This window comes from Methylophaga sp. UBA5088, assembly GCF_002414625.1.
Lineage (GTDB): Bacteria > Pseudomonadota > Gammaproteobacteria > Nitrosococcales > Methylophagaceae > Methylophaga > Methylophaga marina.
On the sequence record NZ_DIAC01000040.1, the window covers coordinates 17,735 to 29,021 of the forward strand.

General features: G+C 41.5%; 12 protein-coding genes. 3 read left to right on the forward strand and 9 right to left on the reverse strand.

Going from position 1 to position 11,287, the window contains the following annotated elements; all coding sequences use genetic code 11:
* Positions 1 to 5: 5 nt before the first annotated feature.
* Positions 6 to 245 (forward strand): DUF2798 domain-containing protein, encoded by a 240-nt coding sequence (locus tag B4K20_RS05665; protein WP_289282193.1) that lies wholly within the window; start codon positions 6 to 8, stop codon positions 243 to 245.
* Positions 246 to 330: 85 nt separating this feature from the next.
* Here the strand turns inward: B4K20_RS05665 and B4K20_RS05670 are convergent, their stop codons facing one another.
* The 5 genes from B4K20_RS05670 to B4K20_RS05690 form a co-directional block, all read right to left on the reverse strand.
* Positions 331 to 1,197: a DNA ligase gene (locus tag B4K20_RS05670; protein ID WP_286305937.1), complete on the reverse strand. Its 867-nt coding sequence runs from the start codon at positions 1,195 to 1,197 to the stop codon at positions 331 to 333.
* A gap of 70 nt (positions 1,198 to 1,267) precedes the next feature.
* Complete coding sequence (locus tag B4K20_RS05675) at positions 1,268 to 1,954, reverse strand: (5-formylfuran-3-yl)methyl phosphate synthase (RefSeq protein ID WP_286305938.1); 687 nt, start codon at positions 1,952 to 1,954, stop codon at positions 1,268 to 1,270.
* Positions 1,944 to 2,522 carry a DUF447 domain-containing protein gene (locus B4K20_RS05680; protein WP_289282194.1) on the reverse strand — a complete coding sequence of 193 codons (579 nt, stop codon included), beginning with the start codon at positions 2,520 to 2,522 and terminating at the stop codon, positions 1,944 to 1,946. Before B4K20_RS05680 ends, B4K20_RS05675 begins: the two co-directional genes overlap by 11 nt.
* 20 nt (positions 2,523 to 2,542) lie before the next feature.
* A complete protein-coding gene (locus B4K20_RS05685) occupies positions 2,543 to 4,066 on the reverse strand; it encodes a DUF6513 domain-containing protein (protein ID WP_289282195.1) in 1,524 nt (507 codons plus the stop codon).
* A gap of 8 nt (positions 4,067 to 4,074) precedes the next feature.
* Entirely contained in the window at positions 4,075 to 4,623 is a 549-nt protein-coding gene (locus B4K20_RS05690; RefSeq protein WP_289282196.1) for a flavoprotein, read from the reverse strand.
* Positions 4,624 to 4,763: 140 nt separating this feature from the next.
* Here B4K20_RS05690 and B4K20_RS05695 point away from each other — a divergent pair, with 140 nt between their 5' ends.
* On the forward strand, positions 4,764 to 6,077 hold the full coding sequence (locus B4K20_RS05695; protein ID WP_286305942.1) for an NAD(P)/FAD-dependent oxidoreductase: 1,314 nt from the start codon (positions 4,764 to 4,766) through the stop codon (positions 6,075 to 6,077).
* A 59-nt stretch (positions 6,078 to 6,136) separates the two neighbouring features.
* Here the strand turns inward: B4K20_RS05695 and B4K20_RS05700 are convergent, their stop codons facing one another.
* The 4 genes from B4K20_RS05700 to rd all read right to left on the reverse strand — a co-directional run bounded on the left by B4K20_RS05700 (position 6,137) and on the right by rd (position 10,659).
* Positions 6,137 to 6,700, reverse strand: a complete 564-nt coding sequence (locus tag B4K20_RS05700; RefSeq protein ID WP_289282197.1) for a cytochrome b — start codon at positions 6,698 to 6,700, stop codon at positions 6,137 to 6,139.
* Positions 6,701 to 6,789: 89 nt separating this feature from the next.
* On the reverse strand, positions 6,790 to 9,210 hold the full coding sequence (gyrB, locus tag B4K20_RS05705; RefSeq protein WP_289282198.1) for a DNA topoisomerase (ATP-hydrolyzing) subunit B: 2,421 nt from the start codon (positions 9,208 to 9,210) through the stop codon (positions 6,790 to 6,792).
* A gap of 57 nt (positions 9,211 to 9,267) precedes the next feature.
* Positions 9,268 to 10,368 carry a DNA replication/repair protein RecF gene (recF, locus tag B4K20_RS05710; RefSeq protein ID WP_289282199.1) on the reverse strand — a complete coding sequence of 367 codons (1,101 nt, stop codon included), beginning with the start codon at positions 10,366 to 10,368 and terminating at the stop codon, positions 9,268 to 9,270.
* A gap of 126 nt (positions 10,369 to 10,494) precedes the next feature.
* Complete coding sequence (gene rd / locus B4K20_RS05715; RefSeq protein ID WP_289243596.1) at positions 10,495 to 10,659, reverse strand: rubredoxin; 165 nt, start codon at positions 10,657 to 10,659, stop codon at positions 10,495 to 10,497.
* A 190-nt stretch (positions 10,660 to 10,849) separates the two neighbouring features.
* Here rd and B4K20_RS05720 point away from each other — a divergent pair.
* Positions 10,850 to 11,287: LysR family transcriptional regulator (locus B4K20_RS05720; protein WP_289282200.1), on the forward strand; the 438-nt coding region annotated here is incomplete at its 3' end.

Here is an 11,287-nt window from a genome sequence, read left to right on the forward strand (position 1 = left end):
AATTAATGAATACAAAAAAATTACCCGTTAAACTCACGCCGTATGTTTTTGCACTTTATATGGCAGGTATTATGGCCTTCTTAATGTGCTTAATTATTACTGGCGTTAATCAGGGCCTATCCTCACACTACATCAGTGATGCCCTAAACGCATACAAAGTTGCCATGCCCGCCGCCTTTATTTGTATTCTTATTGTTAGACCTTTTGTGGCTTTTCTGGTGAAAAAAATCGTGCATATGGCCTAAGTGTTCTCATACAGTGATATCAAGCTCAACCATGTCTCTGGTTGAGCTTGTACTGCACTGAAAAAACTAAAAAAGTGAAACAGGTTTAATCCAGATCGGTCTCGCGAATACGCAAAAAGCGGGCAAACCGAGGCAATCCAGTTTTAGTAACCCCCTGATAACGATAGGTAATGACACTGCCGATGGGAGGTGGGTTAATACGGTCTTGATCTGATAAGCCGCTACCGATCGAAAAGACCCGGCCTTGCTTATTTTTAACACGTAATGCGCCTAACTGATTAGTGTATTTACCTTTGCCTGGCAAATGCGCAATAACGGTGGCTTCAGCATCATCATATGGCTTGAGTTTTAATAAAGCCTGCGTTCTCCCACCGTGATGTTTAGCTGACGCCAGATGTAAAATCAGACCTTCAGCACCGTGTTCTATCTTATCTTGTAACAGGTCTTGTAAAGCCGTTTTGTTTATCAGCCGATATTGTTTAACAGGTTTAATATGTGGCAGATTTAGTTTTGTGATTAAACTTGTGTAGTTTTGATAACGTTGTTCAAAAGGCAGTTCACGATCGGGCATATCAAACACCCGATAACTCACTTTTCGCCAAGCTTCATCATCCGGTATTTGTGTTCTTATAATGCCACTGAGCCGTGCAAAGTCTTGATGTTTAGTCCACAACTCACCATCCAACCATACATCGGGTAGGGAAGCAGTAAACCAGTCTGGGGCGTTGATAATATTGCCACTACGGGTCAGAAGTTGTTGACCTGTCCAGATAGCCCGTACACCATCGAACTTTTCACTGACGAGATAGGCAGATACTGGCTCAGTCCTCTCTGGCTTATAGACACTGGCCAGTTGCACGGGTGGCATAGTCTGAGCAGCATGAACTAGCCCATTAAGACTAAGCAGGGTGAAAATGAAAACAACAGTGATAGCACGCTGTATACGTGGCATATTTGCCTCCTTGCAAATTAATTAATAGTAATTGCCTCTGGCATCCTGCCAATAGACGTCTTGACTCGGTTTACTCTAACTCTGATGCGATTGTTTGAGCTAATGTCGCTGACAGTGATGCGTTTCTTCTGCGCTCAGGACACAGAGCACTACGGAATCCCAGATAGTCGGGTTTTAATGCGCGTAGGGTAGCAATATCCTCAATGCGTAAAGCACCTGCCAAGCCACATAAACTTTCTGCGTTTTTCACTATGTTTACAAACGCTGTCAACGCATCAATTGACCATAAATCCAATAAAGAGCGACCATTTTTTTCTGCGGTATCAACCATCACACCGCTAAAACCTGCTTTTAGAACCTGTTCTATTACATCAGTTTCATAATTACGATCAGCAAATATCACAGCAATTACCGGCGTGGTGAGTTGTTTGATAACTGGCGTTAATGCTTGTAAACAGTCCGCTTGTTCTTCACCTCCGAATAAGCCAATTTTGACATAATCCACGCCTGTTCCAACCATATTCATGATTGCCGGCTCAATGACATCAAACTGCATTGGCAAATCACCAATTGTCGCGCTGGTTAGACAACGTCCCGATACCGACTTAACAATATCTTCCACTATATCTACAGGCAAAGCGCCTAAGGCCCCTTTTGCCGGCTGTTTCATATCAAGAATATCTGGCAGACAGCCGTTGAGGCTCTGAGCTTCTTCCAATGACTGTACACTGGCTAGCCATTTTGTATTATTCGACATTGATACCTGCTTCTCTCACCTTTTTCATTAACCAGCCCCACGCTTCCCACTCGCGTTCACCCGCTGTTTTTTCCATACCGATGGTCAAATAGTTAATTTCATCGCGAATTTTTTGTTCTGGCAACATCGACAAACGGCTAACCAATATGGCGGCTTCAATGACGGCACTTTGTGCACGGTTATATCCACGAAATAAGCCATGTTGCTGTTCATGTACAACATCGCCATAAAAACAGGCGCGGGGATCATCGTCATCAACATTCTGGATAGCTATTTCTGTGTGGCTAAGTGCATTTGTTAAATAGAGACTATCTATCTTTTCACATGCTGAAGATGGCCATTGTCGGTGCCCGGTTAATGCTCCTGCAAACACGCGTACATCATCCGTGTAGTTAATACTACATGAGCGATGACGCATTAAGTTATTGTAAGTTGTCGATGGTTTAAAAGGTTTTATTTGAAAGTAACCATTTACTTCACTAACACCCATAGGCGCATGATGTGCTGTACCATCAGCATTTTTTGTCGTCACAATAACTTCATGAATTTTTGCGGTCAGCCGTACCACTAGGATGCTCCTTTTTTATTTTACTTAGGTTCAGCCGTACCACACGCCGTGCGAGTTTTTTTGACTTTTGGGGCATGCTCGTCACGGACGACTTTTTTCATACTCTCTCTTGGTGTATCGGTTTTATCTGCTGTACCGCAGGCACGATCTTTCTTGGTTTTTTTCATGGTGGTACCTTCCACCTTTTGCTCTGTTAAATCTTCTTCTGCCACATCAACGGCACAACCCCATTGTAAATCTTCATCTTGGGTATAACGCTTACCTAACTGCCAGGCGACTTCGGCGCGGGCCAGTTCAACACCAAGATAAAATGCATGGCCGGGATCATTCTCTACGTCTAGATGGGGATAGAATTCAAATGGATCAATATCCTGCACAATACCATCACGATTGAACATAAAAATGCCTTCTTTTGCGACTTTTATCCGGTAGTTCGGGTCTCGAATCGTGTCGGCCAAAGCATGAATTTCATCAGCAGTATCCGTAAACGGGTGTCGTTCGTGTGACACCAACAAGTCACCTGTAAAATCTCTTGGTAGACTATTATCCTGTTTGGCGGCAAACATCATTCGTCTCGCCACATCGGCTTCACGTATGGCCCGTCGTGCATGCGAGCTAACTTCTGTGGCTAATACACAGTTAATATTTAACTCAGAAATCATGCCAAACAACATGGCATTGATTCCGGTAGTATCCGCGTCAGTTAACTCTGTCAGATTACCTACTCCCATCATGATCGGCGCATCAGGGTATTTCCGCCGTAATTCATGGTAACGAACAATTGAGGCCGTTAAACCAAAATGAATGGGATCTAAAATCGGATCTGCCACCCACGGTTTACCAATTTTATCCATGGCTTCCATAGCTCGCTCCAGTGAGGCAAGGGAACCTGGCTCAGCAGGAACTAAAATTGGGACGGCGTCTGTTTCTTTTGCCAGATCAATCGTTTTTTCAGTCAAACTTAATAAATAGTCAGCACCTGCTTTGGACGCACGCTGCAGGTCATGAATCGAAAGTGAGTCCACACTCACTTTAAAACCATTATCATGTAATGCTGCAATAGCTTCTTCCATTAATGGAAATTTTTCTTCAGGTAAACAGCCAATATCAATAACATCCGCCCCTTGGCTAGCATAATACCGGGCACGTTCTAACAGACTTTCAATAGAGCGTTCAGGAGCATCGACGATTTCGGCAAATATTTTGACAGCGTGGTGAGATAAATCTGGTTTTTTACGGGCTTTACCAAACTGCATTGGTAGATCTTTGATTTCATCTGGGCCACGCGTAATTTTAATACCCAGATCTTGGCTTAGTAGCTCGAGGTCTCCTCGACAGCGGCCTGGGACTATGATTTCATCAAACCCTTCAAAATCTTCAGGCTTGAGTCGTCTACCTATCATTTTATCTGTCATCAATGCTGCGACAGACACGCCTATCTGATGAACTCGATACTCAAAGGGGAGTGGCGCCATTTCTTCCAACACTTTATGCACACTGGGCTCAGCCAGTTTGCCTGTAAGAAATAATATCTTCCTCGCCATCAGAGGTACTAACCGACCTCAGCCAGACGTTGCTTCAGTACATTGAATAATTCATCAGCATTATCTACCACGGTTGTTGCCTCGAACTGTTTTAATGTAGTCGTATGTTGTAGATCTATCGCTCTGGGAGAAACATGCACAATTCTGTCTGGTGCAGGGGTATCTATTTCTGGTTCAGAATCACAGGCGAGCACAATGCTTGGTATACGACATTTTCCTGCTTGGGCATATATATTCGTTACCAAAGTATCAGATAAGCCCATGACCATCTTAGCAACGGTGTTAGACGTAGCTGGAGCGACAACAAGGCTATGATAGTCACCTCGATAAAATAAACCGACTGGCGGTGAGCTAGCCGCTCTATCACGGTAGACTCGCCCCTCTGGTACGAATGATTTTGGATCATAGCCGTACATCCTTACAACTTCTTCACCAGCTCGGCTGTAAAACAAGTCCACGTCATCTAACTCATGGACAATTTCCAAACATTCTTTCAGATAATGTCCTGAGCCTGTAATAGCCCAAGCCAGACGTGGTTTTTCAGGCCTTGCTTGCATTTTGTTTCTCTGTGAATAAGTTAAGACGTAAATTTTGCCAGACTAACTACACTTAGTAAAAATAAGATAGGTTTTATAGGGTTTTTTACGTTAAAATCGATAACTCATTGTAATTTTGCGTCAGATTGGAGTCTTTGCGAATGTCTAACAGTATTCCAAAAATTGTGGTTGTCGGAGGCGGGGCAGGTGGTCTTGAATTAGTCACTAAACTCGGCAAAAAGTTGGGTAAAAAAGGCAAAGCTGAAATTACGCTTGTCGATAATACACATACACACATATGGAAACCGCTTCTTCATGAGGTTGCTGCTGGTACACTCGATTCGCATGAAGATGAAATTGAGTACCTGAGTCAAGCTAATGCCAGTGGATTTCGTTTCCGTTTGGGTAAAATGGATGGCTTAGACAGAGACCGTAAGACTATATCTCTGGCCCCCACACTGAATCAAGACGGGGTGGAAATTATCCCACGTCGCGAATTTGAATACGACTACCTTGTCATATCTGTTGGTAGCGTTAGTCATGACTTTGGTATCAAAGGTGTTCGTGATCACTGCTTATTCCTTGATACAACCAAGCAAGCCGAATCTTTCCAAAACAAATTACTTGAAGCCTATCTTCGCGCACACACACAAGGTAAGCCTTTGCACGAAGGTCAGTTGAACATTGCTATTGTTGGTGCAGGTGCTACAGGTATTGAGCTTAGCGCTCAACTTCATGAAGTTTCTCACTTACTCACTGCTTATGGGCTTGATGAAGTACAACCACAAGACGTCAAGATTAGCATTATTGAAGCAGCCAATCGTGTTTTACCTGGCTTACCAGAAAATCTCTCTGCGGCTACAACGGATGAATTGACGAAATTAGGCGTTGACGTTCTCACTGGAGAACGCGTTGTTGAGGTTAATGACAAGGCTATATTCACAGAAAGTGGAAAAACCATTCCCGCTGCCATTAAAGTATGGGCGGCAGGTATCAAAGCACCAGAGTTCTTAAAAGATATTGCCGGACTTGAAACCAATTGGATGAACCAATTGGTTGTACGACAAACATTACAAACGACCTTAGATGATGATATCTATGCCATCGGTGATTGTTGTGCATGTAAGTGGCAGGGACATGATGAGAACGTACCACCCCGTGCTCAAGCAGCTCATCAAATGGCATCTGTTGTGTATAAGTCTATTCGTAATCGCATGGCAGGTAAGGTTGCCCCTGAATTTGAATACCATGACTATGGCTCACTAGTATCGTTAGGTAAATACAGCACGGTTGGTAACTTGATGGGCAACCTAAGTAAGGGCAGCATGATGATTGAGGGGTTCATGGCGCGCCTGATGTATCTTTCTTTATATAAGATGCACCAAGTTGCACTGTTTGGTCCTTTCCGGGTTGCTATGCTCTCTCTGTCGCATATCTTCAGACGTAGTGTTCACCCTAAAATCAAACTACACTAAACACTTGCTACATCAGATAAAAAAGGCCCTTGATAGGGCCTTTTTTATGTTCTCTACATCTACTTTTTGGAAAACAATGACATGCGCTGAGTAATATCATTATTATTTATTCGGTGTTTTACTGCTGCACCTATATGCAAAAGTAATAATGCAATTAACGTAAATGCCAACACTTCATGTATTTCACTGAAGTACTCCCTCATATCTGGGTCTGCCTCCGCCAGGCGCGGTAAAACTATTCCCCACAGTTTCGTATCGTATTTACTGTACATTGATTGCAGATACCCCGTTAGTGGCATAGCAATCATTAACACATATAATAGCCCGTGGACGCCACCAGAGAGCTTCTGTTGCCATAATGGGATAGAAGAGGGAAGAGAGGGCGCTGGATGAAATATACGCCACGCTACACGCATTACAATCAGCACAGCGATACTTATCCCCAACGATTTATGTAATAAAAACCAAAATGCCCGAACACTTTCTTGACCTTCAGGCAAATCCCATTCTTTCGGAAGCTGAACCATATATAGTCCGATTGCGATCATGGCTAAAATGGCGAACGCAATTAACCAATGTAACCATCGCTGTACCAAGTCGTACTGTTTTATCTGTTCGGGCATATAATTTCCTTCACTTTCTTTTTATGCATAAAAAAGCCACACAACCTTGCGGCTGTATGACTTATTTTACTCAGGAAAGATTCCTATTATTAGATATCTAAATTCGACACCTGTAATGCATGCGTCTCGATAAACTCTCTTCTTGGTTCAACATTATCACCCATCAGTGTATTGAAGGTCTCATCAGCGACGATAGCATCATTGATTTTCACTTGTAAAAGTCGACGTTTATCTTTATCCATTGTGGTTTCCCACAGCTGGTCAGGATTCATTTCACCCAAGCCTTTATAGCGTTGAACATGTTGGCCACGGCGTGCTTCAGCTAACAACCAACTCACGGCTTGTGAGAAATAACTAATCTCTTGCTGCCTTTCACCACGTTCTACTCTGGCACCCTCACCAAATAAGCCATTGATTTTATTAGAAAACGCAAGGATTTTTTGATATTCAGTGCTATCGAAGAATTCACCAGGGATATGGTAGTCTGTGCTGATACCATGTCGACTGTAACTGATATTGATCAAACCAACTGGGTCATTTTCCTGTGTTTTAATACTCAGTTTAAACTGCGTACCTGTTGGTAAACCTTTATTGAGTTCCACCTCAATGACTGATAACCAGCTATTTATCGCATCACTATCATTCATTTCTGGAATCTGAGGCTGATAAACGAGCTTATCAAGAAACGCAGGATAATAATGATTAGACAATCTGCCAATTATTGAATTGACTGTTTGGTATTCAGTGACCAAAGATGCTAACGCACTGCCCTCGATAGCATTGGCCTCTTCTGTTGGGAATAACTTGGCATTTGTCAAAGCAACCTCTGTTAGATAACGCTCCATTTCTGCATCATCTTTCACGTAACGCTCTTGTTTACCTTTCTTAATTTTATAAAGCGGTGGCTGTGCAATATAGACATGACCACGTTCAATCAACTCTGGCATTTGTCGATAGAAAAATGTTAATAGCAATGTTCGGATGTGTGAGCCATCAACGTCCGCATCGGTCATAATAATTATGTGATGATATCTGAGTTTTTCAGGATCGTATTCATCACGGCCGATTCCACATCCTAATGCGGTTATTAGTGTGCCTACCTCAGCAGAGCTGATCATTTTGTCAAAACGCGCTCTTTCTACATTAAGAATTTTTCCTTTCAACGGTAGAATTGCCTGCGTTCTTCTATCACGACCTTGCTTGGCGCTGCCGCCCGCTGAGTCTCCTTCCACTAAAAAAAGTTCTGAGAGGGCAGGATCTCTCTCCTGACAATCGGCTAACTTACCTGGCAGACCGGCTATATCAAGCACGCCTTTTCTACGCGTAAGTTCTCTAGCTTTTCTTGCGGCATCACGTGCACGAGCAGCATCAATCATTTTGTTAGCGATTAATTTTGCATCAGTAGGATTCTCAATTAAGAAGTCATGAAAGAACTCATTCACATAAGACTCAACAATTGTTCTTACTTCTGATGAAACCAGTTTATCTTTAGTTTGTGAACTGAATTTCGGATCAGGCACTTTTACGGATAGAACGGCAGTCAATCCTTCACGCGCATCATCACCACTTGTTGTTACTTTGGACTTCTTCGCTAGTCCTTCGCTTTCAATGTACTGGTTGAGTGTTCTGGTTAATGCGGCACGAAAACCCGCTAAATGCGTTCCACCATCGCGCTGCGGAATATTGTTTGTAAAACAATAAATATTTTCTTGATACGAGTCATTCCACTGCATCGATAACTCGACTGTTACATCATCTCTCATACCAGAAATTTTGATGATATTTTCGTGAATGAGATCTTTATTTTTATTCAAATGCTGAACAAAAGCAGTAATGCCGCCCTCATAAAAGAATGTTTCTGTTTTTTCATCACGCTCATCTGTTAAAACAATTCTGACCCCTGAGTTCAAAAAGGCTAGCTCTCTGATCCGTTTTGCCAGGATATTGTAATCAAATGTGACGTTAGTGAATGTTTCTTCACTTGGCCAAAACTGAATTTTCGTGCCTGTGATATCTGTATCAGACACATCTGTTAGTGCTGAGTCTGGCACACCATGTGTGTAAGTTTGTTTATAAACCCGGTTGTGGCGATGAATTTCCATCGCTAATTTTTTTGATAAGGCATTTACGACAGAGACACCAACACCATGTAAACCGCCTGAAACTTTGTATGAGTTGTCATCAAATTTACCGCCTGCATGCAATACCGTCATGATAACTTCTGCTGCAGAGACGCCTTCTTCTTCATGGATATCCACGGGAATGCCGCGCCCGTTATCAATAACAGAGACGGAATCATCTGGGTGAATTCTCACCTGAATTTCACTACAGTGACCAGCTAACGCTTCGTCAATTGCATTATCCAAAACTTCAAAAACCATATGATGCAAGCCGGTACCATCATCGGTATCACCGATATACATACCAGGTCTTTTTCTTACCGCATCAAGTCCTTTTAGGACTTTTATATTTGAAGAATCGTATGTGTTGTTGTTTTTTTCCGTTGTCATAGTCAAACTATTCCTGGCCAAATGGAGGATGTGCTGAATAACCTTCTATTCTACTACTTATATAGAAGTGTTGACAGTCTCATTATCCTCTCTGATTTCTCCATGTTCCACGTGAAACACTTTCTCTTTTTCATTACTTATTAAACTAGCTAATTCAGTATTGGTACTTGTAATAAAAGTTTGTACGGGCAAACTTCTGAGTGTTTCCATTACTGTTTTTTGGTGTTGCCAATCTAATTCTGAGCTTAGGTCATCAAGCAATAAAATCGTATTTTTAACCCCTTTAATCTCCGTCAATAGTGTTATCTGTGAGAGACACAATGACAAATAAAAGAGTTTTTGTTGACCACGAGATAACATTTCTTCAGGTGAATCATTGTTAATTCTTACCATCCAGTCTGCAGAGTGTGGTCCAGTTCGACTGTAACCTAAAATACGATCGCGCTCATAATTTTCAGCAAGTGTTTCGGGAAGTGATTTATCTTTATTCCATCCTTTGCTGTATCGAATTGTAAATTCACATTGATCAAAGGTAGGGCAGATTTTACTAAAGATTGGTTTGAATATATCAATAAGTCTATTGAGATAAGTGGTACGTAGGTCAGTAATTTGCTCACCATGTTTTACCAGATACTGATCCCATAACTCTATTTCAGCTTTGGATTTCTTATTTTTCAATGCTGCGTTCTTTTGTAGTAACGCTTTTTTATATGTTTGCCAATGATAATTAAATTTATGTTCCACGTGAAACACACCCCAATCGATCATGCGTCTTCTGAATTTTGGACCTAATTCAAAGAACTGATGACAGTTGGCAGAGATATATTGGAGTGGTGTGTTAACAGCAAGGTCAGAAAGTTTTTTTAGTGGGGCATTATTCAAGCGGATTTGAAGACCAGTGTCCGTATCAAAAAGTAAACCTACCGGTGTCATTTCCGATGAACGCGCAAAAACCGTGAATTGTGCATGCTCAAACTGAATGATGTTTTTTAAATTGCGCGAGCGAAACGAGCGACCCATTGCGAGCAAATGAATTGCTTCAAGAATGCTAGTCTTACCGGAGCCATTTTCGCCGATGAATAAGTTAATACCAACAGAAGGACTTAAAGAGACCTGGTTAATATTACGAAAATTTGAAAGCGTCAGATGTGATAACACAGAATCAGAGCTACAGGAGTTAGAGCCATACTAGCTATCTTGCACTTGCTTTACATTGTTACAAAACAAATAAAGAGAATTAATATGGCTAAATGGAAGTATCAATATAAATAATATTAATGAGATTTAAATTTCTAGCATCTCAAAGTCATCTTTACCAACGCCACATTCTGGGCATTCCCAATCATCTGGTATATCTTCCCAAGCCGTGCCAGGTGCAATACCTTCTTCTGGTAGGCCTTCAGCTTCGTCGTAAATAAATCCACAAACAATGCACTGCCACTTTTTCATACTGAAACTCCGAGATTTTTAAGTTTATTTATATGTGATGTTAACAAAATTGGGAGAGCTACGTTAGCGAAGTTTCAATAATAGAATAAAACTATTTACATTGTGACAGGTCGTACTTTTAAGACTTTTTAAATTAGCTATATATTTATGCTATAACTTAATATTAGACAAATAAACGGAAAAGCCGATTATGCGACTCCCCACACTGAGACAACTTCAATACCTTACCGCAGTAGTAGAAGAAAAGCATTTTGGCCATGCCGCTGAGAAATGTTTTGTTACCCAATCAACATTAAGTGCCGGAATACAAGATTTAGAGCAACTACTTGAAGTGTCTTTATTAGAAAGGACGAATAGGAAAGTCTTACCAACGCCGATTGGAGAAGAAATTGCCAGCAGAGCACAACAAATATTGTCATTGAGTGAAGACCTTGTTGATCTGGCGTTATCAGAAAAAAACCCGTTATCCGGTCGAATAAAAATAGGGATTATTCCGACGATAAGTCCTTTTTTATTACCAAAAGTATTACCAACGGTTAGAAAGCAGTTACCAGAGCTTGAAATCGTATTAATAGAAGACCAATCGGAGCGACTTTTAGATCAGTTAGAAAGCGGTAATATTGACGTT